At 71.7% G+C, this 23,423-nt stretch carries 16 protein-coding genes and 2 pseudogenes; 10 read left to right on the forward strand and 8 right to left on the reverse strand.

Going from position 1 to position 23,423, the window contains the following annotated elements; translation table 11 throughout:
- The first annotated feature begins 4 nt into the window (after positions 1-4).
- Positions 5-613 (forward strand): dTDP-4-dehydrorhamnose 3,5-epimerase, encoded by a 609-nt coding sequence (gene rfbC / locus QF037_RS06570; protein WP_307022752.1) that lies wholly within the window; start codon positions 5-7, stop codon positions 611-613.
- A gap of 94 nt (positions 614-707) precedes the next feature.
- Here the strand turns inward: rfbC and QF037_RS06575 are convergent, their stop codons facing one another.
- From QF037_RS06575 to QF037_RS06600, 6 genes are all read right to left on the reverse strand, one after another.
- Positions 708-1,565, reverse strand: coding sequence for a class I SAM-dependent methyltransferase (locus QF037_RS06575; RefSeq protein ID WP_307022753.1), 858 nt, complete (start codon positions 1,563-1,565; stop codon positions 708-710).
- A 25-nt stretch (positions 1,566-1,590) separates the two neighbouring features.
- Positions 1,591-2,451, reverse strand: a complete 861-nt coding sequence (gene rfbD / locus QF037_RS06580) for a dTDP-4-dehydrorhamnose reductase (RefSeq protein WP_307022754.1) — start codon at positions 2,449-2,451, stop codon at positions 1,591-1,593.
- Positions 2,448-3,428, reverse strand: coding sequence for a dTDP-glucose 4,6-dehydratase (rfbB, locus tag QF037_RS06585; RefSeq protein WP_307022756.1), 981 nt, complete (start codon positions 3,426-3,428; stop codon positions 2,448-2,450). Before rfbB ends, rfbD begins: the two co-directional genes overlap by 4 nt.
- Complete coding sequence (locus QF037_RS06590) at positions 3,425-4,492, reverse strand: glucose-1-phosphate thymidylyltransferase (protein WP_307022758.1); 1,068 nt, start codon at positions 4,490-4,492, stop codon at positions 3,425-3,427. Before QF037_RS06590 ends, rfbB begins: the two co-directional genes overlap by 4 nt.
- A 152-nt stretch (positions 4,493-4,644) precedes the next feature.
- Positions 4,645-4,824 carry a hypothetical protein gene (locus QF037_RS06595; protein WP_307022760.1) on the reverse strand — a complete coding sequence of 60 codons (180 nt, stop codon included), beginning with the start codon at positions 4,822-4,824 and terminating at the stop codon, positions 4,645-4,647.
- Between the two features lie 76 nt (positions 4,825-4,900).
- Entirely contained in the window at positions 4,901-7,357 is a 2,457-nt protein-coding gene (locus tag QF037_RS06600) for a SpoIIE family protein phosphatase (RefSeq protein ID WP_307022763.1), read from the reverse strand.
- Between the two features lie 198 nt (positions 7,358-7,555).
- Here QF037_RS06600 and lanKC point away from each other — a divergent pair.
- The 4 genes and pseudogenes from lanKC (at position 7,556) to QF037_RS06620 (ending at position 14,016) form a co-directional block, all read left to right on the forward strand.
- Positions 7,556-10,139, forward strand: a pseudogene (lanKC, locus tag QF037_RS06605) (class III lanthionine synthetase LanKC).
- A 58-nt stretch (positions 10,140-10,197) separates the two neighbouring features.
- Complete coding sequence (locus tag QF037_RS06610) at positions 10,198-10,311, forward strand: SapB/AmfS family lanthipeptide (RefSeq protein ID WP_266819479.1); 114 nt, start codon at positions 10,198-10,200, stop codon at positions 10,309-10,311.
- 82 nt (positions 10,312-10,393) lie between these two features.
- The gene (locus tag QF037_RS06615) at positions 10,394-12,082 is read left to right on the forward strand and encodes an ABC transporter ATP-binding protein (protein ID WP_307022766.1); all 1,689 of its coding nucleotides are present in this window, start codon (positions 10,394-10,396) and stop codon (positions 12,080-12,082) included.
- Positions 12,079-14,016, forward strand: a complete 1,938-nt coding sequence (locus QF037_RS06620; protein ID WP_307022767.1) for an ATP-binding cassette domain-containing protein — start codon at positions 12,079-12,081, stop codon at positions 14,014-14,016. Before QF037_RS06615 ends, QF037_RS06620 begins: the two co-directional genes overlap by 4 nt.
- On the opposite strand, the pseudogene QF037_RS06625 reads toward QF037_RS06620, so the two are convergent.
- Both QF037_RS06625 and QF037_RS06630 read right to left on the reverse strand, forming a co-directional pair.
- Positions 13,939-14,523 (reverse strand): annotated as a pseudogene (locus QF037_RS06625) (response regulator transcription factor); the annotation flags it as partial. The gene QF037_RS06620 and the pseudogene QF037_RS06625 sit on opposite strands and share 78 nt — an antisense overlap.
- Before the next feature lie 234 nt (positions 14,524-14,757).
- Entirely contained in the window at positions 14,758-16,158 is a 1,401-nt protein-coding gene (locus tag QF037_RS06630; protein ID WP_307022769.1) for a S1 family peptidase, read from the reverse strand.
- Between the two features lie 189 nt (positions 16,159-16,347).
- Between QF037_RS06630 and QF037_RS06635 the strand changes: the two genes are divergently transcribed.
- The 5 genes from QF037_RS06635 (at position 16,348) to QF037_RS06655 (ending at position 23,419) form a co-directional block, all read left to right on the forward strand.
- A complete protein-coding gene (locus QF037_RS06635; RefSeq protein ID WP_307022771.1) occupies positions 16,348-16,761 on the forward strand; it encodes a PaaI family thioesterase in 414 nt (137 codons plus the stop codon).
- A 445-nt stretch (positions 16,762-17,206) separates the two neighbouring features.
- Complete coding sequence (locus QF037_RS06640; protein WP_307022774.1) at positions 17,207-17,422, forward strand: type A2 lantipeptide; 216 nt, start codon at positions 17,207-17,209, stop codon at positions 17,420-17,422.
- Between the two features lie 117 nt (positions 17,423-17,539).
- Positions 17,540-18,346: an HlyD family efflux transporter periplasmic adaptor subunit gene (locus QF037_RS06645; RefSeq protein WP_307022776.1), complete on the forward strand. Its 807-nt coding sequence runs from the start codon at positions 17,540-17,542 to the stop codon at positions 18,344-18,346.
- Positions 18,343-20,568, forward strand: coding sequence for an NHLP family bacteriocin export ABC transporter peptidase/permease/ATPase subunit (locus QF037_RS06650; RefSeq protein ID WP_307022778.1), 2,226 nt, complete (start codon positions 18,343-18,345; stop codon positions 20,566-20,568). Before QF037_RS06645 ends, QF037_RS06650 begins: the two co-directional genes overlap by 4 nt.
- Before the next feature lies 1 nt (position 20,569).
- Positions 20,570-23,419 carry an NHLP bacteriocin export ABC transporter permease/ATPase subunit gene (locus QF037_RS06655; RefSeq protein WP_307022780.1) on the forward strand — a complete coding sequence of 950 codons (2,850 nt, stop codon included), beginning with the start codon at positions 20,570-20,572 and terminating at the stop codon, positions 23,417-23,419.
- Positions 23,420-23,423 lie beyond the last annotated feature (4 nt).

A 23,423-nucleotide genomic window follows, 5' to 3' on the forward strand; every position in this document is an offset into this window, starting at 1 on the left:
CGGCGTGCGACCGCTGGGCATAGAGGGCGCCTGGGTACTGGAGCCCAAGGTCTTCCCGGACGAGCGGGGCAGTTTCCACGAGTGGTACCGCGGCGAGGAGTTCCGCGAGGCCACCGGGTACGACCTGTCGCTGGCACAGGCGAACTGCTCGGTCTCCAAGCGGGGTGTGCTGCGCGGAGTGCACTTCGCGGACGTGCCGCCCGGTCAGGCCAAGTACGTCACCTGCGTGCGCGGCGCCGTCCTGGACGTGGTGGTGGACATCCGCGTCGGCTCGCCCACCTTCGGCAGCTGGGAGGCGGTGCGGCTCGACGACGACACGCGGCACGCCGTGTTCCTCGCGGAGGGGCTCGGGCACGCGTTCATGGCACTGACCGACGACGCCACCGTGGTGTACCTGTGCTCGACGGGATATGCGCCGGGGCGTGAGCACGGGGTGCACCCGCTGGACCCGCAGCTGGCCATCGCCTGGCCCGAGGGGATCGCGCCGGTGCTGTCGGAGAAGGACGACCAAGCGCCGTCGCTGGCCGAGGCGGAGCGGTCCGGACTGCTTCCGTCGTACGAGGAGTGCTCCGCCTACTACGAGCGGCTGCGCGCGGGGCGGCCCGGCGACTGACGGCGCTTCGCCGAGGCATGACAGCAGTGGACCCCGTCCTTCGGATCGAAGGACGGGGTCCACTGCTGTCATGCCTCGGGCACGGCCTCGCGTCCTACGAGGTCTTCGTCGCCTTGGGAGCGGTGGGGGTGCCGTAGCGGGCCTTGAGGGCCTGGCGCTTGTTGCTGCCCTCCGCGTTCACGCCCTTCTCGATGATCACGAGGTTGTGGAAGAAGTGCACGCCCACGATGTTGCGGTCGGTGTAGGTGGGCTTGTAGTCCTCGTCCACGAACTCCTCGTAGTTCAGCCCGTCCGTCAGCCGCTTGAGCAGGCCCATGCTGGTGTCCGGGGAGTCGAGGTCCTCGCTGCCCATCCACTCGGGCCAGTAAGAGCTCTGGGTGTCCTCGACCACGTAGATGCCGCCGTCGGCGAGCAGCGGGAACAGGGTCTTGAACGTGGTGATGACATGCGGGCTGCGGTGGCTGCCGTCGTCGATGATGACGTCGAGCTTGCCGATCTTCCCGGCGATGGACAGCAGCGAGTCGGGGTCGGACTGGTCGCCGATGTAGGTCGTGATCCGGTCCTCGTCGACGAACGACTTGTCCTGGATGTCCACGCCGTGGATCTGCGCGTTGGGGAAGAAGGCCTTCCACATCCGCAGCGACGCACCGCCCTGACCGGCTCGGGCGTAGCCGCCGATGCCGATCTCCAGGAGGTTGAACTCCTTGTTCTTCAGGTGCTGGAGGTAGCGCTGGTAGTGCTTCGCGTACTTGTGGGCGCCCCACTTGTCGGTCTTGTAGTGCGCGGCCAGCTTGCACAGGTCGTCGGAGATCGCGGCGACACCCGTGAGGGCCTTCGGCTTGGGCTTCGGCTGAGGGCCGACCGTCCGCTGCTTGACCTTGCGCAGCGTCTCCCAGCCACGCTCACCGACGACGGGTTTGACGGCCTTCTTCACGGCCGACTTGATCGACATGCTCCGGAATCTCCCTCTGTGATGGTCACGCCAGGGACGGAAAGGCCGCTGCCAGCGCCTCCCGCCAGTCTCGGATGGGGGTGAGGCCGGCCTGCTCCCAGCGCGCATGACCCAGCGCGCTGTACGCGGGGCGGGGTGCGGGCCTCGGGTAGGCGGCACTGCCCACCGGCCGCACCCGGCCGGGGTCGGCACCGAGGTGCCGGAACACCTCTTGGGCCAGTCCGTACCAGGTGGTCTCGCCGGAGCTGGTGGCGTGGAAGACACCGCTCGCGTTCTGGCCGATGCGGGGGCCGAGGTCGGCGATGCGGGTCGCCACGTCAGCGCTCCACGTGGGCTGCCCGCGCTGGTCGTCGACGACGTCGACGGTGTCGCGGGAGGCCTCCAGCGCGATCATGGTGCTGACGAAGTTGCGGCCGTGGGCGCCGTAGAGCCAGGCGGTGCGCAGCACGGCGCCGGACTCGGGGAGCTCCTCCAGCACGGCCTGTTCCCCGGCCAGTTTGGTGCGGCCGTAGGCGGTGCGCGGAGCGGTCGGATGGTCCTCGGGGTACGGGGCGCTGCGGGCGTCGCCGGCGAAGACGTAGTCGGTGGAGACGTGAACCAGGCGCGCTCCCCGGGCGGCGCAGGCGCGGGCGAGGTTCCGCGGCCCATCGCCGTTGATCAGCAGCGCCTGCTTCTCGTCGGTCTCGGCGTCGTCGACGGCGGTGTAGGCGGCGCAGTTGACCACGAGGTCGGGGCGCTGCCCGGCGAGGACGGCGTCGACGGCGTCGGGGTCGGTGATGTCGAGCCCGGCGTGGTCCAGGGCCGTCACCTGCTCGCCGCGGCGCGTCAGTTCGTCGACCGTGTCCTGGCCGAGCATCCCGCCGGCCCCGGTGACCAGCCACTTCATGCGTGCTCCTGGGCGACGCGCCGCTTCAGCGGCTCCCACCAGGAACGGTTCTCCCGGTACCAGGCGACGGTCTCGGCGAGGCCGGTGGCGAAGTCGTGGCGCGGCTGGTAGCCGAGCTCGGTGTGGATCTTGGTCCAGTCGACGGAGTAGCGCAGGTCGTGGCCCTTGCGGTCCTCGACGTACTCGACCATGTCCCAGTCGGCGCCGCTCGCTTCGAGGAGCAGTCCGGTCAGTTCCTTGTTGCTGAGTTCGGTGCCGCCGCCGATGTTGTAGACCTCGCCGGCCCGGCCCCCGGTGCGCACCAGGTCGACGCCCTGACAGTGGTCGTCGACGTGCAGCCAGTCGCGGACGTTGCGGCCGTCGCCGTAGAGGGGGACCTTCAGGCCGTCGAGAAGGTTGGTGATGAAGAGCGGGATGACCTTCTCGGGGAACTGGTGGTGACCGTAGTTGTTGGAGCAGCGGGTGACGCGGACGTCCATGCCGTGGGTGCGGTGGTAGGCCAGGGCGAGCAGGTCGGAGGAGGCCTTGGAGGCCGAGTACGGCGAGTTGGGCTGCAGCGGGTGGGTCTCGGGCCAGGAGCCGTGCTCGATGGAGCCGTAGACCTCGTCGGTGGAGACATGCACGAACGGGCCGGTGCCGTGCCGCAGGGCCGCGTCCAGCAGGGTCTGGGTGCCGACCACGTTGGTCATCACGAAGTCGGTCGCCCCGGCGATCGAGCGGTCCACATGGGACTCCGCCGCGAAGTGCACGACCTGGTCCGCGTCGGCCATGAGCTTGTCGACCAGCTCGGCGTCACGGATGTCGCCCTGGACGAACTCCAGGCGCGGATGGTCCAGTTCGAGGTTGTCCAGGGTGCCCGCGTAGGTCAGCTTGTCCAGCACGGTGATCCGCGGCGCGTCGGGGGTCTCCGAGGCGAGGAGTCTGCGCACGTACTGGGAGCCGATGAAGCCGGCGGCGCCGGTGACGAGGAGATTCATGAATGGATCTGCACCTTGCTGTGGTCTCCGAGCACGAGGCGGTGGGCAGTGGGCATACCGGCCGTCGGGGTCACCTCGACATGACGGCCGATGAGGGAGGACTCTATACGCCCGACGCCCTGGATCGAGGAGTCCCGCAGCACGATCGAGAACTCCAACTCACTGTCCTCGATCCGGCAGTTCTCGGAGACGGAGGTGAAGGGGCCCACGTAGGAGTCGCTGACGACCGTCCCGGCGCCGATGATCACGGGTCCCACGACACGGGAGCCGGTGACCCGCGCGCCCTCCTCGACGACCACCCGGCCGACGAGCTCGGACCGTTCGTCGACCTCGCCGTCGATGCGGTGCTCGATGGTCTCCAGGACCGTCCGGTTCACCTCCAGCATGTCGACGACGTTGCCGGTGTCCTTCCAGTAGCCCTTGATGACCGTGGAATGGACGTCGGCGTGGAGGTCGATCAGGTGCTGGATGGCGTGGGTGATCTCCAACTCGCCGCGCCAGGAGGGTTCGATGGCGCGGACCGCCTCGTGGATCGCGGGCGTGAAGAGGTAGACGCCGACCAGGGCGAGGTCGCTCTTGGGGCTTTCGGGCTTCTCCTCCAGGCCGATCACCTGACCCGCGGAGTCGAGTTCGGCGACGCCGAAGGAGCGCGGGTCGGGCACATGGGTGAGGAGGATCTGGGCGGCGGGCCGGTTGACGCGGAACTCGTCGACCAGTTCGGAGATGCCGCCGACGATGAAGTTGTCGCCGAGGTACATCACGAAGTCGTCGTCACCGAGGAAGTCCCGCGCGATCAGCACCGCGTGGGCCAGCCCGAGCGGGCGGTCCTGGGGGATGTAGGTGATCTCCAGGCCGAACTTCGAGCCGTCTCCGACGGCTTCCTCGATCTCCGCGGCGGTGTCGCCGACGATCACCCCGACTTCGGTGATCCCGGCGGCCGCGATCGACTCCAGGCCGTAGAAGAGGACGGGTTTGTTGGCCACGGGAACGAGTTGCTTGGCCGATGTGTGGGTGATCGGCCGCAATCGCGTACCGGCGCCACCAGACAGGACAAGAGCCTTCATTTGGTTCACCTTAGTCTGGTTCGCCGGTAACGGACCGTTCGCGCTGTGGCTTGGGTGTGCCGAAAGCCCGTGGTGACACGGGTGTATTCGATCAACTCGCCATGTGTTCGATCAGTTCCCGGTGCACTCGTACGAGTGGTCAGCCCCAGGCGTCAGTCCTCACCCCTGACGATGTTGCCGTCCGCGGCCGGGCGCACGGGGTACGTGCCGTCGGAATCCACGACGGCCGGCACCCAGGTCCGCACGACGGTCCGGCCTCGCAGCCGGCGGGCCCTGGCCCAGCCCGTCTCGGGCCGGCGGGCGACGGGTTTCTCAAGAATGTGCGCGGTCACGGCGGTTCATCTTCCTTCTGCTGTACGGCTGCACGGCGTTGTCGGCCACCGGGTACCCGTCGGCGCCGGCCGGCACTCACCGTTCCAGTGAGATCTCGCTCCACACCTGCTTGCCCCCGCTGACCGGCAGCGTCCCCCAGACGTCCGACACGGCCTCGACGAGGAGGATGCCGCGCCCGCCGGTGGCCTCCCAGCCGATACGCGTCGCCCTCGCGGGGGTCCGCGGCGAGGAGTCGGCGACGGCGACGCGCAGCCGGTCGTTGACGAGGGTGAGTTCGAGACGGACCTGGCCGTCGGTGTGCACGAGGGCGTTGGTGACGAGCTCGGACACGACGAGCAGCACGGTGTCCAGGGCGTCGTCGGACACGCCCCAGGTACGCATGGTGCGCCGGGTGAAGCGCCGGGCGTGTCCGACGGCCTGAGGGACGCGCCACACCGTCCAGCTCTCGCGCTGCGGACGGGTGGCCATGCCGTCGTAGCGCATGAGGAGCAGGGCGACGTCGTCGCTGCGGCGGGCGTTGCCGAGCAGGGCGTCGGCGACGAGGCCCAGGTGGGCGGGGTCGGAGGCGGACAGTCCCTGGGCGAAGCGGTCCATGCCCTCGTCGATGTCGGAGTCGACGGACTCCACGAGGCCGTCGGTGGTCAGGGCGATCAGGGTGCCGGGCCGGAGTCTGAGCGGGGTCATCGGGAAGTCCGCCTGCATGACCACACCCAGGGGCGGGCCCCCTTCGGCCTCGACGATCTCGGTACCGCCGTCCGGGTGACGCAGCACCGGCGGCAGGTGTCCGGCGCGCACGTACCAGGCGGAGCCCTCCTCCAGGTCGACGTCGACATAGCAGCAGGTGGCGAAGAGGTCGGTCTCCATGTCCATGAGGAGCCGGTTGGCATGGGAGACGACGACGTCCGGGGGGTGTCCCTCGACGGCGTAGGCCCGCAGGGCGGTGCGCATCTGGCCCATCAGGGTGGCGGCGGCGGCGCTGTGGCCCTGGACGTCGCCGATGACGAGGGCGACGTGGTTGTCGGGCAGCGGGATCACGTCGTACCAGTCGCCGCCCAGCTCGAGCCCCGCGGTGCTGGGCAGATAGCGGGCGACGGCGACCGCGCCGGGCAGTTTGGGCAGGCGGCGCGGCAGCAGCTGGCGCTGGAGCATGCCGACGAGTTCGTGTTCGGCGTCGAAGGCGTGGGCGCGCATCAGCGCCTGGCCCGCGAGGCCGGCGGAGGCGGTGAGCAGGGCGCGTTCGTCGGGGCCGAAGTCGTGCGGGGTGTCCCAGCCGATCAGACAGGCCCCGACCATGCGGCCCCCGCCGGGCAGCGGCAGCACGGCGAGGCCGCCGGGGCCGACCTCGGCGAGGGCGGGTTCCAGGGCCGTGCCGGCGGGCCAGATGTGGGCGCGGCCCTCGCTCAGGGCCGCGGCGAGGGTGGGCATGGCGCGTACCGGCGCGTCGGGCCACTCGGTGCGCCACTCCAGGCGCCACAGCTCGGGCCAGGACTCCGCCTCGGGCGGGTCCAGGACGGTGACGATGAGCCGGTCGCCCTCCAGCTCGGCGAGCGCGATGCGGTCGGCCTGGAGGGGCTTGCGCAGGGCGGCGACCACGGCCTGGCTGACGTCACGGACGGTGCCGGCGGCGGCCAGGGCGGCGGCCAGGCGCTGGACGCGGGCCACGTCGGTGACGTCGGAACGCAGCGTGGAGGCGTCGGCGACGGTGCCCACCAGACGGGCGGGCCGGCCCTCGCCGCCCGGCAGGAGGCGGCCGCGCAGTCTGAGCCACTTGGGTGGGCCGGTGGGCTGGAGGACCCGGAACTCCAGCTCGCGCTCGCCGATGGACATGTGGTCGGCCTCGACGACCGACATCAGGGAGGGCAGGTCCTCGGGCACGGTCAGCGCCAGCAGGGTCTCGACCCGGCCGTCGAAGTCCTCGCGGCCCATGCGGAACAGTTCCAGGATGTCGACGCCGACCTCGACGCGTCCGGTGTCCATGGCGAGGGTGAAGGCGTTGGCGGGCAGCTCCTCGCCCTCGGCGGGCCGGGCCGGAGCGGAGTAGGCCACCGCGTCGGCGATGAGTTCCAGGCATGCGCGGTCGTCGGCGTCGAAGCCTTCGGGGTGCTCGCTCACCGCGACCAGACAGCCCCCGCCGCCGTCCCCGCGGGCGGGCAGGGCCGCGAGGCAGAAGTCCCCCGCCGGGGTGCGCCGCGACTCGGCGGCCTCGGCGAGCTCTTCGGGGCCGAGCCAGGCGGCCTTGCCGGTGCGGTGGACGTCGGCCACCGGGGACCTTCCGGAGGCGGGATAGCCGTCGCGCACGCCGTACAGGGTCCGCGGCACTCCGACCGACTCCGCCAGGCACAGCAGCTCGCCGTCCAGGCTCGGCCTGTACACGCCGGCGAAGGAGGCCCTGGCGAAGACGAGCACCTGCTCCAGGACGCGCCGCAGCCGCTCGGGTGAGCCCGGATCGGCCGTGACCGCTTTGAGGGCGATTTCGGCACGCGGGGTTCCCGTTCTGCGTCCCGCAGCGCCCTCACTGACCACGTCCGCCATTACAGCGCTTATGAGACACCCGCGCAGCCCCTGTGACCGTTCCGCGGAGTTCCCGCGGTGGCTCTGGCGTGGTCACGCTCGAAACCCACCGAACAAGTCTTGACCCATGCGTTTCGCACGGTGAGCTCGTGACAGGCATGACTGTCCGTGCCCGCCGTCCCCGCAGGAAGCTCGATGCCGGGCCACGGAGGGGGTCGTATGGACAAGCGGTACGAGGTGTACGCGCTCGCCGACCGGCACTTCTACGAGACACCGGACCGGCTGTCCGCGGGGGTGACCGAGGCGGCGCCCCAGTACGAGACGGCGCGCCGCGAGGTGCCCGGCGGCTGGGACGCCTCGCGGATCGGCGACTGGCTGGCGCTGACACCGCTCGGCCCGGACGGCGCCCCCGCGCCGGGGCCGGCCCAGGGCTGGAAGATCCACGCCTCGGCCACCCGGGCGAACGCCGAGCGGATCGCGGCGATCGTGTGGGACTACTGCGTGCCGCGGCGGATCGCATTCAAGTTCGTCCCGGGACCGCATCTGCTGCACCTGCGCAACACCAAGTACGCGGGCCGCGACACCAGCGGCAAGTTCGTCACGATCTACCCGGCCGACGAGGAGCAGCTGCACACCGTCCTGCGTGAGCTGGGCAAGCTCCTCGAAGGCTTCGAGGGGCCCTACATCCTCACCGATCTGCGCTGGTACGACGGCCCGCTCTATGTCCGCTACGGCGCGTTCGCCCGCACCTTCGTGGTCGACGAGCGGGGTTCGCTGGTGCCCGCGGTGCGGGACGGTGCGGGGAAGCTGATCCCCGACCGGCGGGCGCCGTCCTTCCAGGTGCCCGAGTGGGTGACGTTGCCGGCGTTCCTGGAGCCGCATCTGGCGGCGCGGAACACGACGACGGTCGGCGACCTGCCGTACCGGATCGAGAAGGCGCTGCACTTCTCGAACGGCGGCGGGGTGTACGCGGGCACCGACACCCGGGACGGCAGCAAGGTCGTCCTCAAGGAGGGGCGGCCGCACGCGGGGCTGGCCGCGGACGGGGCGGACGCGATCTCGAGGCTGGAGCGGGAGAAGTACGCCCTGGAACAGGTGGCGGGGACGGGTGTGGTGCCGGAGGTGCGGGACTGGTTCACGCTCGGCGACCACCGGTTCCTCGTCATGGACTTCCTGGAAGGGCGCCCGCTGAACTCGTTCTTCGCGGAGCGGCACCCGCTGCTCACCCCGGATCCGGATCCGAAGGCCGTGGCGGACTACACGGCGTGGGCGGTGCGCGTCCACGGGGCCGTGGAGCGGGCGGTGGCGGCGGTGCACGCGCGCGGGATCGTCTTCAACGACCTGCACGTCTTCAACATCATGGTCGGCCCGGACGAGGAGTCGGTGTCCCTGCTCGACTTCGAGGCGGCCGCGCCCGTCAGCGAGAACGGCCGCCAGGTGGTCGCCCACCCCGGATTCTTCGCTCCGCCGGACCGTACCGGCATCGACGTCGACCGGTACGCGCTGGCGTGTCTGCGGCTCGCGCTGTTCCTGCCGGTCACCACGCTGTTCGTGGTCGACCGCGGCAAGGCGGCCCATCTGGCGGAGGTGATCTCCCGTCAGTTCCCGGACGTACCGCGCGAGTTCCTCGACGAGGCGGTCGCGGAGATCACCCGGGAGACGCCGGTGCCCGCCCCGTCCTACGTGGAGCCCGGCGACTGGCCGTTCAGCCGCGACTCGATGGTCAAGGCGATCCTCGCCTCGGCCACCCCAGAGCGCGAGGACCGGCTCTTTCCCCGGCGACATCGCGCAGTTCTCCGACGGCGGCGGCCTGGGCCTCGCGCACGGCGCGGCCGGGGTGCTGTACGCGCTCGACGCGATCGGCGCCGAGCGGTACGAGGAGGGCGAACGCTGGCTCCTGGCCCGCACCGCGCCGCCGCCCAGGGGCACACCGCTGGGCCTCTACGACGGGCTCGCGGGCGTCGCCCACGTCCTGGACCGGCTCGGGCACCGGCAGCGCGCCCTCGACCTGACCGACTCGATCCTCGCCGAGCGCTGGCAGAACCTCTCCTCCGACCTGCACGGCGGGCTGGCCGGACTCGGCCTGGTGCTGGGCGAGTTGGCCCGCACGACCGGCGAGGCGGAGCTGCGGGACCGGGCCGCGGAGACCGCCGACATCCTCGTACGTCGTCTCGCGGAGCCGCCCCCGGACACGCCCCGGCGGCGACGGGCCGGGCTGCTGCGGGGTGCGAGCGGCGCCGCGCTGTTCCTGCTGCGGCAGTACGAACGCACCGGTGAGCAGCGGTTGTTGGCGGCAGCCGAGGTGGCGCTGCGGCGTGACCTGGAGTGCTGCGCGACCCGCGAGGGCGGTGCGATGGAGGTCGACGAGGGCTGGCGCACGCTGCCGTATCTCGGCGACGGCAGTGCGGGCATCGGGATGGTCCTGGACGACTACCTCGCCCACGCCGACGGCCCCGGCGAGGAGTTCGTCCACGCCCGGGACGGCATCCTGACGGCCGCCACCTGCCGCTTCTATGTGCAACCCGGCCTCTTCCAGGGCCGTGCCGGACTGATCCTGCACCTCGCCCGCACCGGCGACACTCGGCTCGCCGGGCAGATCGCCGGGCTCGGCTGGTTCGCGATGGACTACCAGGGCCAACTGGCCTTCCCCGGACACCAGATGATGCGGCTGTCGATGGACCTGGGCACCGGAACGGCAGGGTGCCTGCTCGCGCTCGGCGCGGCCCTCGACAGCGGTACGCACACGCACCTGCCGTTCCTGCCGCCGCTCGGGCGGCCCCCACAGCACGGTCCCGCGAACTGACGGAGCCGTGACCCAACCCCGTCCCCACGGGTGGACGACACCGATGGAAGGAAGCGACATGGCACTTCTCGACCTGCAGACGATGGAGTCCGACGAGCTCACCGGCGGCGGCAACAGCACCCTCAGCCTGCTGTCCTGCGTCAGCGCCGCGAGCATCACGCTCTGTCTCTGACGAGCACCCTGCGTATCCAGGCTCCGGGCGGCCGCTCCCGCGAGGGAGAGGCCGCCCGGAGCCCCGCACATCGAGGGGTGACATGGCTGAGAACGTCGGCACGCTGCACGGGCCGTTCGGTCCGGCCCCCGCCCGCTGGCTGGCCCTGTGCCTGGCGAGCACGGCGGCGACCGGCGCCGCTCTGCTGCTGCCCGCCGCACTGGGCCGCACCCTGGACCTGCTCCTCGCGCACGACCCGGCGACCCGCTGGGTGCTGTACTGCGCCGCACTCGTCCTGCTGATCGCTCTCCTCGACGCCTGCGAGACCGTGCTCGGCGGCACGGTCGACGCCCGCACCACCGCCTGGCTGCGCCGGCGCCTCACCGCTCATGTCCTGGCCGTCGGACCGCGCGCCGCCGCCCGCTTCGGGCCCGGCGATCTCGTCGCCCGGCTCGTCGGCAACGCCGCGCAGGCCGGTACCGCGCCGACTTCCCGCGCCGCCCTGTTCTCCGCGCTGGCCGGACCGGTCGGCGGCCTGGTCACCCTCGCTCTGATCGATCCGTGGCTCGCGGCCGTATGGCTGGCCGGAGCACCGGTCCTGGCGCTGCTGCTGCGCGCCTTCGCCCGCGACACCCGGGAATGCGTGACGCGCTACCAGGAGGCGCAGGGGCGGATCGCGGCGGCGCTCTCCGAGGCCGTCGGCGGACACCGCACGATCGCGGCGGCCGGGACGGCGGACCGCGAGACGGCGCGGATCCTGCGACCGCTGCCCGAACTCTCCTCGGCCGGGCATCGCATGTGGCGGGTGCAGGGCCGGGCGGCCGGCCAGTCCGTCGCCGTGGCACCGCTGCTCCAGCTCGGCGTCGTCGCGGTGGCCGGTGTCCTGCTCGCCCGGCACCGGCTGACGGTGGGCGAGGTGCTGGCGGCCTCGCGCTACGCGGTGCTCGCGACCGGCGTCGGCGCCCTGGTGGGACAGCTCGCGAGCCTGGCCCGCGCCCGGGCCGCCGCCGGACGGCTCACCGAGGTACTCGCGGAGCCCGCCGCCGTGCACGGCGAACGCCGACTGCCCTCCGGACCCGGCCGGTTGGAGTTGCGCGGTGTCACCGCCCGGCGCGGCGGACGGGCCGTGCTCGACGGCGTGGACCTCGTCGTGCCCGGCGGCACGACCCTCGCCGTGGTCGGCCGGTCCGGCGCGGGCAAGTCGCTGCTGGCGGCGCTCGCCGGACGCCTCGCCGACCCGGACGCCGGGGAGGTCCTGCTCGACGGGGTGCCGCTGCGCGAGCTGACCCGTGACGAGCTGCGCCGGGCGATCGGCCACGCCTTCGAACGACCCGCCCTCTTGGGCGGCACCCTGGCGCAGGAGATCGGCCTCGGCCTCACCTCCCCCTCCCCCGCCCGGATCCGGGAAGCGGCCCGCGCGGCCCACGCCGACGACTTCGTGAGCCGGCTGCCCGCCGGGTACGCGACCCGCTGCGCCGACGCCCCGCGCTCCGGCGGCGAGTCCCAACGCCTGGGCCTCGCCCGGGCGTTCGCCCACGGCGGCCGCCTCCTCGTCCTCGACGACGCCCTGTCCAGCCTCGACACGGTGACGGAGGCCCGGATCACCGAGTCCCTGGTGGGCGCCGGCACGGACGGCACCCGGCTGCTGATCGCCCACCGAGCGTCGACGGCGGCCCGCGCGGACGCGGTGGCCTGGCTGGACGCGGGACGGATCCGGGCGGTCGGACCGCACGAGGAGTTGTGGCGGATGCCGGGGTACCGGGCGGTGTTCGCGGGCGGGGAGGGGGCGTGACGGGCGGGGGCGCCGGAGCGCCGCCGGCACAGAGGGTTCTCCGTCCCGGTCTGCGTTTCCTGGGGGAGCGGTGGCGGGTCGTGCTGCGGCTCGGGGCCTGGTCCGTGCTGGAGACCGGGCAGACCTTCCTCACCGGGTACGCGCCCGCCCGCGCCCTGGACGAGGGGTTCCTGGCGGGACGGGTGGGCACGGGACTCGTGTGGCTGGGCGTGGCCGGGATCGGTGTCCTCGTCGGGGCGTACGGCACGGTGCGGGTGTACGCCGCGGTCGCCGCGCTCGTCGAACCGCTCAGGGACCGGCTGGTGGCGCGGGTCGTCGCGCGCGGGGTCCGGGAGGGGGATGCCGGGGCGCTGTCCGGGCTCACCCAGCAGGCCGAGATCGCGCGGGACACGTTCGCCGGCCTGGTGATGGTGTCGCGTTCGTTCGTGTTCACCGCGGTGGGCGCCCTCGTCGGCCTGTTCTCGCTCGCCCCGCTGCTCCTCGTGGTCGTCGGGATGCCGCTTCTCGCCGGGGTGGCGCTGTTCGCGGCGACGCTGCGGCCGCTGGCCCGCCGTCAGGAGGCGTTCCTCGTCGCCGACGAGGCGTTGGCGGAGCGGCTCGGTGCCGTCTGCCCGGGGCTGCGGGACATCACGGCGGCCGGTGCGGAGGAGCAGGTCGCCGACGGCACCGGGGACCGGGTCGACGCCGAACTGCGGGCCGCGAGTTCCCTGGCCCGCTGGAGCGTGCTGCGCGTGGTGTCCCTCGCGATCGGCGGCCAGTTGCCGATCGTGCTGCTGCTCGCCACCGCGCCCTGGCTGCTCCGCAACGGCGTCACCACGGGCGCCCTGGTCGGCGCCCTCGCCTACGTCACCCAGTCGCTGCTGCCCGCTCTGAGCAACCTGGTGCACGGGCTGGGGACGAGCGGATCGCGGCTGGTGGTCGTGGTGCGGCGGCTGGTCCGCAACAGCACGCGGGAGACCGGTGCGACGGCGGGCAGTGCGCGCGAGCCGTCCGAGGGGCCGCCGCGGACCGGCGGCGCGCTGCCCGCCCGGCTCCCCCGCCCCTCCGGCAACCCGCCCGAAGCCCCCGCCCTCTCCGTCACCTCGCTCACCTTCGCCTACGGCCCCGCCGCCGCCCCCGTCGTCCAGGACCTCCACCTCACCCTCGCCCCCGGCACCCACCTCGCCGTCGTGGGCCCGAGCGGCATCGGGAAGTCCACGCTCACCGCACTGGTCGCCGGGCTGCTGGAGCCCGCAAAGGGCTCGGTCCGGGTGTGCGGGCACCCCGTGCCCGGGGCGGAGGCGGCCGCGTGCCGGGTGCTCATCCCGCAGCAGGCGTACGTCCACACCGGCACCCTCGCCGAGAATCTCGGGCACCTGCGACCGGACCCCGTGCCCGAGGAGGAACTGCTCGCCGCGGCCGGGGCGGTGGGACTCCTGCCGTTGCTCGAGACGCTCGGCGGACCGCGGGCGACGGTCGACCCGACCGCGCTCTCCGCGGGCGAGCGGCAGCTCGTGGCGCTGACCCGCGCCTATCTGTCGTACGCCCCGCTCGTCCTGCTCGACGAGGCGACCTGCCATCTGGACCCGGAGGCCGAGGAGCGTACGGAGCGGGCCTTCGCCGAGCGGCCCGGCGGCACCCTGGTGGTCGTGGCGCACCGCATGAGTTCGGCCCGTCGCGCGGACCGGGTCCTGGTCATGGACGGGCGGGAGACGGCGTACGGGACGCATGACGAGCTCATGCGGTGCTCGGCGCTCTACCGGGATCTCGTCGGCAGTTGGACGCCCGTGCCGTCAGAGCCAGCCCTCGCCCTGGGAGATCCGGATCGCGTCGACGCGGTTGCGGGCCCCGGTCTTGCGGGTGATGGCCGCCATGTAGTTGCGCACCGTCCCGTGGGACAGATGCAGGCTCCCCGCGATCTCCGCGATGGAGGCCCCCTCGGCGGCCAGCCCTAACACGCTCAACTCCCGTCTGGTCAGCGGCATTTCGGCGGCCCTGAAGAAGCCGAAGCCCAGCGAGTCGTCGACGAATCGTTTCCCTTCGGCAACGCGCCGGATACCGCGCACCAGGTGTTCCGGTGAGCCCTCCTTGTCGACATAGCCGAGCGCTCCGGCCTCGGCCGCGCGTTTCAGCAGCCCCGGCCGGTTGGCGCTGGCCAGGACCAGGAGGCGGGGCGGCGGCGCCTCGGACTGGCGGGCGCCCAGGTCGCGCAGTGGGGGTATGCCGTAGCTGTCCGAGCACTCCAGGTCGGCCGCGCACACGTCCGGCGCCACGGTTCGCAGCCGGCTCGGTGCGCTGCGCCACGGGGCGTCGAACACCCCGAGGTCCGGCTCCCGGCGCAGCCACTCCGCCAGAACCGATCTGACCAGACACTCGTCGTGCACCAGAAGAACCCGGATCAACTGACGGTCCCTTCGACTCACTGTGCGCCGGTTCCATGGGGTGAGGAGCGCGTGCCCCATTGTTCGCGCCCCGCACCTTTCCCGGGCGCGAAGAACCGGCCAACAGGGTGCGTGGGGGCGCACTCCTGGAGCCCGTACGCCGCCGCGCGCTTCGGCTGTGGGGGCATGGGAAGGGGCCGAGGGGGTAGATGCCGGCGTTCGCCGTCGTGCCGGGACGCACGAACGGTCCGACCCTCCCGCCGGAGGGCCGGACCGTGTCCGTGGAGTGCTGGTCGGGCGTTGTGGGGCGGTGGGTCAGTGGGTCTCGGTCAGACCGGAGGAGCCGTCCTCCGCACCCGCGCCGGCTTCCTCGCCGCCGACCTCCTGGCCGCCGACCTCTTCGCCGCCGACCTCTTCGCCGCCCGCCTCTTCGCCACCGGCCTCCTGGCCGCCGACCGCTTCGCCGCCGACCTCTTCACCGGCACCGGCTTCCTCGCCCGCGCCCGCGCCCGCGCCCGCTTCCTCGCCCGCACCGGCCTCGTCACCGGCACCGGCACCGGCCTCGTCACCCGCGCCGGCCTCGCCGCCGCCCGCCGCGTCGCCCGCGCCGAGGGTCGCGCCGACCGCCTCCAGGGCGGTGGTGACCGGCTGGAAGAAGGTCTCGCCGCCGACCGTGCAGTCGCCGCTGCCGCCGGAGGTCAGGCCGATGGCCAGGCCGTCCTGGGTGAACAGCGAGCCGCCGCTGTCGCCGGGTTCGGCGCAGACGTTGGTCTGGATGAGCCCGGTGACGGTGCCCTCCGGGTAGTTCACGGTGGCGTCGAGTCCGAGGACCTGGCCGTCGTTGAGCCCGGTGGTGCTGCCCATCCGGAACACCTGGAGGCCGACCTCGGCGTCCGCGGCCTGGGAGATCGCGACGGTCTGGTCACCGACGTTGACCTCGCTCGGCGCAACGGTCGCCGGGTCGTCGTACTTGACGAGTGCGAAGTCGCCGTCACCGGGGAACGTGGCCTGGTCGACGGTGGCGATCGGCGCGCCGCCGTCCGCGTCGGACCACTCCGCCGCCGCGACCCCGCAGTGACCGGCGGTCAGGAAGGCCGGGGTGCCGTCGCCCGCGGTGACGTTGAACCCCGCCGAGCAGCGGGCGCCGCCGGCGAAGATGGCGTCGCCGCCGGAGAGGAACGTCTTGAAGGTGCCGGCCGACTTCTTGATGGTCGCCATGCCGGAGCCGAGGGTCTGGACGGTCGACTCCAGCTGGTCCCACTTGCCGCCGGTGACCGTGCTGTCGGCGGTGACGAGGATCTTGTTCGTCCGGGGGTCCACGGCCCAGGCCGTGCCCGGGATGGTCGCGTCGGACTTCAGCGTCTGCGCGCCGGCGGCCAGTTCGGCGAGGCTGTTGTCGACCTCGCGTATCTCCGCGCCGGCCTTCTTCGCCTGGACGATCACATTGTTGTTGTCGCCCGGGATGACGTTGACGACGAGCTGCTGCTGGTCCGTGTCGTAGTACGAACCGGCGAACGACTCGCCGAGCAGGTCGGCGAGCTGCGAGGCGAGATCCGAGGCGTCCGATGCCTTGAGGGTCTGGGGTGCTGCGGTCTGGCCCGAGGAGCCGTCCTGGTTGGCGTTCGCCTGCGGCAGGAGTATTGCGGCTGCTCCGAGCGCCACCACGCCGCCCGCTGCTATCGCGGCCTTGCGCTTCGGAATTCGCTTGTGACTCAAACTACTCGACCTCCTGAAGGACGGGGTCAGTGCCGCCGGTCGTCGGCGGCTTGTCGGGGCGCCTGGATGGCAGTGGGTACGCAGGAGTCACGTGGGGCGTTCAATTCCGTTTGCAGGCAATCTCTTTACACAATCGCGAATCGGCCAGGGTCCGCGTCCGGCGGGCGGGGAGCGGGAACAATCCCTTATATGACGATGACCACCGCCGAAGCCGACAAGATCCTCGCCGACAACTTCGCCCCCTGGGTCCTTGAGCTGGGCCTGTCGGTCGAGGCCCTGGACGACCACCGCGCCACCCTGCGTCTGCCCTGGTCGGACCGTCTGTCGCGGGAGGGCGGGGCCCTGTCGGGACAGGCGCTGATGGCCGCCGCCGACACGGCCACGGTGATCGCGATCTCGGGGGCGCGCGGCGCCTACGGACCGATGACGACGGTGCAGCAGTCGACGTCGTTCCAGCGTGCGGTGGCCGGTTCGGATGTCCTGATCGAGGCGGTCGTCACCAAGCTGGGCCGGCGTATGGCGTTCGCCGACATCACGATGACCGACGCGGAGTCGGGCGAACTCGCGGCCCGTGCGAGCACGGTGTACGCACTGCTGGGCTGACACGGTCCGCGACGGGTCGGCGACGGTCCGTTCCGAACTCCGCGCTGAATCCTGGCTTCAGGGAATCTGCACATCCCATACTCACCGAAGTCACCGGGCGCGGTGGTTCTGCACAAGCCCGCGCGGCCCCGTACGTCATTGGGGCGGGAGTGTCGGATTCGCTTCCCGGGCCGCAAGGACGCGTATGAACGGAACGCACGCCAGGTGTGAAGAAGTCGCCACCGCGCCGTGCGCACTCCTGCACGGTTCGGTGCTTGTGGGGCTCAAGTTGCCTGGTGAGGCCATGGGTTGATTGGAAGGGCACGGCCGCCGCGTGCTTTGATCCATCGCACCGCAGGAGCCGCACAGGGCTTCGGAAACGGGCGCTGGGCGCCTGCGGTCGCGGCCGTCCCCAGAGGGGTCACCGCTCCCCCTTGTGAATATCCATATGAAGGGAAGTTCCATCATGAACTCCACCCCCCAGGTTGAGACCGTCGAGATCTCCGACGCCGAGCTCGACAACGTCTCCGGCGGCCTGCAGCTGAACGCCCTGGGCACCGTCACCGGCCTGGTGGACGGCGTCGCCCCGGTTTCCGGCCTGGTCGACACGGGCGTCGGCACCGTCGAGGGTGTCACCGGCCTCTCCGTGGCCCCGGTCACGAACCTGGTCGCCGGTCTCTGATCGCACCTTGTGTCGTGAGTCCCGGAGCCGTTTCCCGGTTCCGGGACTCACGGATGCCATAAAGCAACCGGCTCCCAGGGGCCGGTCCCCTGTTGTTTTCAGGTGAGGGAAAGTTCCGTGCAGTTCCGCCAACAGGCCCTCGCCAAGCTCCAGTCACCGGAGGAGCTCGACCTCCCGGTGCGTTTCGCCCGCCCCCAGGGCTGGCTCGCGCTCTCCGTGACCGTGGTCGTCATGGCCGCCGCGTCCGTGTGGGCGGTGACCGGATCGGTCGCCTCCACCGTGAGCGCGTCCGCGATCCTCACCCACGGGCAGGGCAGTTACATCCTGCAAAGCCCTGTCGCGGGCCAGGTCACCGCGGTCCTCGCCAAGGAGGGCGAGCAGCTGCCGGCCAACTCCCCCGTGCTGAAGGTCCGTACGTCCCAGGGCGACTCCGTCGTCCGCTCGGTCGCCGCGGGGCGGGTCACCGCGCTGGCCGCGACCATCGGGCAGATCATCCAGACAGGGGCGAACGTCGCCGCGGTGGAGAAGGTCGCGCACTCCAAGGACCCCCTCTACGCCACCGTGTACGTGCCCGCCGAGAACGCGGCCTCCATCCCCGCGCACGCCGCCGTGGACCTGACCGTCTCCTCGGTGCCCACTCAGGAGTACGGCGTGCTGCGCGGCCATGTGAAGTCGGTGGACCGCTCCGCGCAGTCGGCGCAGCAGATCTCCGCGTTCCTCGGGGACAGCCAGCTCGGCGAGCAGTTCACCAAGGACGGCAGGCCGGTGGCCGTCCTGGTGAAGCTGGACAAGGCCTCCGGCACCAAGAGCGGCTACAAGTGGTCCTCCAAGGACGGGCCGCCCTTCACCCTGACCTCCATGACCGTGGCCACGGGTTCGATCCGGCTGGCCGACCAGCGCCCCGTCGATTGGCTGCTGCCGTGAGCACCGCACAGGACACCCGCAGCAGACGCCGCGCCACCCCGCCGCCCAAACGGCCCATCCCCAAGGGCAGGGCGAAGACCGTCCGCACGCCCACCGTCCTCCAGATGGAGGCCGTGGAGTGCGGTGCCGCCTCGCTGGCGATGGTGCTGGGCCACTTCGGCAAGCATGTCCCGCTGGAGGAGCTGCGCATCGCGTGCGGTGTCTCGCGCGACGGCTCCCGCGCGAGCAACCTCCTCAAGGCGGCCCGCAGTTACGGTCTGACCGCCAAGGGCATGCAGATGGACACGGCCGCCCTCGCCGAGGTGAGGACGCCGGCCGTGCTGTTCTGGGAGTTCAACCACTACGTCGTCTACGACGGCATGGGCCGCCGCTTCGGCCGCCGCGGGGTGTTCATCAACGACCCCGGCAAGGGCCGTCGGTTCGTGCCCATGGAGGACTTCGACTCCAGCTTCACCGGTGTCGTCCTGGTGATGGAGCCGGGCGACGACTTCACCAGGGGCGGGCGCAAACCGGGGGTGCTCGGCGCGATGCCGGCCCGGCTGCGCGGCACCGCGGGCACGATGCCCGCCGCGGTGCTGTCCAGCCTGCTCCTGGTGCTGGTCGGCGCGGCGGTGCCCGCGCTGAGCCGTACCTATATCGACATGTTCCTGATCGGGGGGCAGGCCTCCCTGCTCGGCGTGCTGTTCGCGTCGATGGGGACGTGTGTGCTGCTCACCCTCGTGCTCACCTGGCTGCAACAGGCGAACCTGCTGCGCGGCCGCATCATCTCCTCCACGCTCTCCAGCGCCCGCTTCCTGCGCCATCTGCTGCGGCTGCCGGTGACGTTCTTCTCCCAGCGCAGCCCGGCCGACCTGGTGCAGCGCCTCCAGTCCAACGACGCCGTGTCCGAGACGCTGGCCCGCGATCTCGCGGCGGCGGGCGTGGACGCGGTGGTGGTCGTGCTCTACGCCCTGCTGCTCTACACCTACGATCCGCAGCTCACGTTCGTCGGCATCGGCGTCGCCCTGCTGAACATCGTCGCCATGCGGGTCGTCATCCGGCTGCGGGCCACCCGTACGGCGAAACTCCGCGCGGACAGCGCCCGGCTCACCAACACCGCCTACACCGGCCTGCAGTTGATCGAGACGATGAAGGCGACCGGCGGCGAGGACGGCTACTTCCGCAAGTGGGCCGGGCAGCACGCCACCACGCTGGAGGAGCAGCAGCGGCTCGGCGTGCCGAGCGCCTGGCTGGGTGTGGTCGCCCCGACGCTGGCCTCGCTCAACAGCGCGCTGATCCTGTGGATCGGCGGCATGCGCGCGGTGGAGGGCGGTATCTCGGTCGGTCTGCTGGTGGCGTTCCAGGCGCTGGTCACCCGCTTCACCGCCCCGATCACCCGGCTCAACGGAGTGGCCGGGCGCATCCAGGACTTCGCGGCGGACGTGGCCCGTCTGAAGGACGTGGAGAACTTCCAGGCGGACCCGCTCTACGGCCGCCAGGGCGCCGGCGACTCCACGCGCCGCCTGCACGGCCATGTCGAGCTGCAGAACATCACCTTCGGCTACAACCCGCTCGACAAACCCCTGCTGACCGGCTTCGACCTGACCGTCGGCCCGGGCCAGCAGGTCGCCCTCGTCGGCGGTTCGGGCAGCGGCAAGTCCACGGTCTCCCGGCTGATATCGGGCCTCTACACGGCCTGGGAGGGTGTCATCCGCATCGACGGACAGCGCCTGGAGGACATCCCGCGCGGGGCGCTCGCCTCCTCCGTCTCCTTCGTCGACCAGGACGTCTTCCTCTTCGAGGGCTCGATCCGCGACAACGTGGCGCTGTGGGACCCGTCCATCCCGGACGAGGCGGTGGTGGACGCGCTGCGGGACGCGGCGCTGTACGACGTGGTGATGCGCCGCCCCGGCGGCATCCAGAGCCGGGTCGAGCAGGACGGGCGCAACTTCTCCGGCGGCCAGCGCCAACGCCTGGAGATCGCCAGGGCGTTGGTCCGCCGCCCCAGCATTCTGGTGCTGGACGAGGTGACGAGCGCGCTGGACGCGGAGACCGAACAGATCGTGATGGACAACCTCCGCAGGCGCGGCTGTGCGTGTGTGGTGATCGCCCACCGGCTCAGCACCGTGCGCGACAGCGACGAGATCGTCGTGCTCCAGCACGGCACGATCGTGGAACGCGGGCGGCACGAGGAGCTGGTGGCGCGCGGCGGTGCGTACGCGGCGCTGGTCAGGGAGCGATGAGATGACGACCGCACACGAAGGGGACGTCGTCCTCACCGCGCTCGGCGCCATGGGCACCCCCATCGACTGCTCGGGGTTCAACCGCCTCGACCTCGAAGGCCCGCAGGTGCTGTGGCTGGTCGCGTCCGGAGCCGTGGACCTGTTCGCGGTGGACGTCGAACAGCAGGGCCACTGGCACCACTTGGGCCGCCTGGAGGCGGGCTCCCTGATCCTCGGCCCCGGCCCCGGTCCTCAGCACACCTTGGTCGCCCGCCCGCTCAGGGACTGCGTGGTCCACCGCATCGGACTGCGGGAGCTGTACCAGCCCGCGAACACCCAGACCTGGTCCTACGACGAGTACGGCAACCCCCAGTACGTACCGCCGACGACGAGCCCGCTGGAGTACGCCCTGGCCCTCGGCGTCGGCCGCAGCCTCTCGATCCTCTTCCAGGCGCCGATGGCCAACGAGCGGGCCGCCGAAGATGGGGGTGCCCCCGTGCGAGCGTATTCGAGCATGGGTGACGACGACGTGTTCTGGATGCAGGTGCCGCCGGGCAGCGTGCAGTACGGATCGCTCTACGGCGCCGACGCGGCCGCCGATCTGCTGATGGATCCCGCCGTCTGGCAGAGCATGGTCGACCAGCAGTACCGGCTGCTGACCACGCTGGACCGCTGGATCGAGCAGCTGGAACGCACCCACGAGAACCGGACGGCCGAGGGCATCAAGGCCGGTGAGGCGGTCCGCGCCCAGGCCGACCGGACCCTGCTCGCGTCGATCGGCAAGTCCTCGGGCCGGCGCACGACGCCCGCCGACGCGGACGCCTCCTACGCGGCGTGCAGACTGGTCGCCCAGGCCGCCGGGATCACGCTCGCCGACCCGGCGCAGAGCGGTACCGGCAGCGACCGTCTCGACCCGGTCGAACAGATCGCGCTCGCCTCCCGCATACGGGCCCGGGCCGTGCGTCTGGACGGCAGCTGGTGGCGGGACAACGTCGGCCCGCTGGTGGGCCATCGCGCGCTGTCCGGCGCGCCGGTCGCGCTGCTGTGGCGGCGCGGCGGCTATGTGGCGGTGCATCCGGCGACGGGCCGTGAGACGCCGGTCGAGAAGGCCAACGCGGAGGAGTTCGAGCCGCGGGCCGTCATGTTCTACCGGTCGCTGCCCGAGCGGCGGCTCACTCCGCTCAGACTGTTGCGGTTCAGCATGCAGGGCATGAGCGGGGACCTGACGAACCTCCTGCTCAGCGGGCTCGTCACGGTCGCGATCGGGGCGATCGTGCCGATCGCCACCGGCAAGATCCTGGGCGAGTTCGTACCGAAGGCGCAGACGAACCTGATCGTGCAGGTCTGTCTCGCGGTGATGATCAGCAGCTTCGTCGCGGCCGCGTTCATGCTGCTGCAGAACCTGACCATCCTGCGTCTGGAGGGCCGTATCGAGGCGACCCTCCAACCGGCGGTCTGGGACCGGCTGCTGCGACTGCCGACGAAGTTCTTCACCGAGCGGTCCACCGGTGAGCTGGCGAGCGCGGCGATGGGGATCAGCTCGATCCGCCGGCTGCTGGCGGGGGTGGGGCCGGTCGTCGCCCAGTCGGTGACCGTGGGTGCGATGAACCTGGGGCTGCTGTTCTGGTACAGCGCCTCGATGGCGATGGCGGCGATCGGCATGCTCGTGGTGATCGCCGGGGTGTTCCTGGGGCTCGGGCTGTGGCAGGTGCGCTGGCAGCGACGCCTGGTGGTGCTCGGCAACAAGCTGAACAACCAGGCCTTCCAGACCCTGCGCGGTCTGCCCAAGCTGCGGGTCGCGGCCGCCGAGAACTACGCGTACGCGGCCTGGGCCTCGCAGTTCGCGCGCAGCCGGGAGCTCCAGCAGAAGGTGGGGCGGATCAAGAACCTCACCACGGTGATGGGCGCCGTCTATCTGCCCGTCTGCACCCTGCTGATGTTCATGCTGCTCGCCGGACCGGCGCGCGGCTCGATGTCGGCGGCGGCGTTCCTCACCTTCAACACCTCGGTGACGATGGTGCTGACCTCCGTCACCCAGCTGACCGGCTCCTTCGTCTCGGCGGTGGGCGCGCTGCCGCTGTTCGAGGAGATCAAGCCGGTCCTCGACGCCGCCCCCGAGGTGCGCACGGCCACCACCCGGCCGGGTCCGCTGTCCGGCGGGATCGAGGCGCGCAGGCTGTCCTTCCGCTACTCCGACGACGGCCCGCTCGTGCTGGACGACGTGTCGTTCGAGGTGCGCCCCGGCGAGTTCGTGGCGGTCGTCGGCCCCAGCGGCTGCGGCAAGTCGACGCTGCTCCGGCTGCTGATCGGCTTCGATCCGCCGGTCTCGGGCAGTGTGCTGTACGACGGTCAGGACCTGGCGGCGCTCGATCAGTCGGCGGTGCGCCGGCAGTGCGGGGTGGTGCTTCAGCACGCCCAGCCGTTCAACGGCTCGATCATGGACGTCATCTGCGGGACCGAGCCGTTCACGCCGGAGGAAGTCATGGTGGCGGCCGAGATGGCGGGGCTCGCGGAGGACATCAAGCGGATGCCGATGGGGCTCCACACGATCGTCTCCGGCAGCGGTGCGGTCTCCGGCGGCCAGCGCCAACGGCTCATGATCGCGCAGGCGTTGATCCGCCGGCCGCGCATCCTGTTCTTCGACGAGGCGACCAGCGCCCTCGACAACGAGACACAGCGCAGGGTGATCGAGTCCACCAAGGCCCTCAACGCCACCCGGATCGTCATCGCGCACCGCCTCTCGACGGTGCTGGACGCCGACCGTGTGATCGTGATGGAGGACGGGAAGGTCGCCCAGCAGGGGCCGCCCGCGCAGTTGCTCGCGGACACGGGCGGGCGACTGCACGAGCTGGTGCGCCGGCAGCTGGCGTGAGGGG

It is taken from the genome of Streptomyces canus, assembly GCF_030815415.1.
Taxonomy (GTDB): Bacteria; Actinomycetota; Actinomycetes; order Streptomycetales; family Streptomycetaceae; genus Streptomyces; species Streptomyces canus_F.

What these genes read in the sequence shown, in the direction of transcription:
- QF037_RS06575 (WP_307022753.1), bottom strand. Translation starts at nt 1,565, where the DNA reads ATGTCGATCAAGTCGGCCGTGAAGAAGGCCGTCAAACCCGTCGTCGGT.
- rfbD (WP_307022754.1), bottom strand. Translation starts at nt 2,451, where the DNA reads ATGAAGTGGCTGGTCACCGGGGCCGGCGGGATGCTCGGCCAGGACACG.
- rfbB (WP_307022756.1), bottom strand. Translation starts at nt 3,428, where the DNA reads ATGAATCTCCTCGTCACCGGCGCCGCCGGCTTCATCGGCTCCCAGTAC.
- QF037_RS06590 (WP_307022758.1), bottom strand. Translation starts at nt 4,492, where the DNA reads ATGAAGGCTCTTGTCCTGTCTGGTGGCGCCGGTACGCGATTGCGGCCG.
- QF037_RS06600 (WP_307022763.1), bottom strand. Translation starts at nt 7,357, where the DNA reads ATGGCGGACGTGGTCAGTGAGGGCGCTGCGGGACGCAGAACGGGAACC.
- QF037_RS06610 (WP_266819479.1), top strand. Translation starts at nt 10,198, where the DNA reads ATGGCACTTCTCGACCTGCAGACGATGGAGTCCGACGAGCTCACCGGC.
- QF037_RS06615 (WP_307022766.1), top strand. Translation starts at nt 10,394, where the DNA reads ATGGCTGAGAACGTCGGCACGCTGCACGGGCCGTTCGGTCCGGCCCCC.
- QF037_RS06635 (WP_307022771.1), top strand. Translation starts at nt 16,348, where the DNA reads ATGACGATGACCACCGCCGAAGCCGACAAGATCCTCGCCGACAACTTC.
- QF037_RS06640 (WP_307022774.1), top strand. Translation starts at nt 17,207, where the DNA reads ATGAACTCCACCCCCCAGGTTGAGACCGTCGAGATCTCCGACGCCGAG.
- QF037_RS06655 (WP_307022780.1), top strand. Translation starts at nt 20,570, where the DNA reads ATGACGACCGCACACGAAGGGGACGTCGTCCTCACCGCGCTCGGCGCC.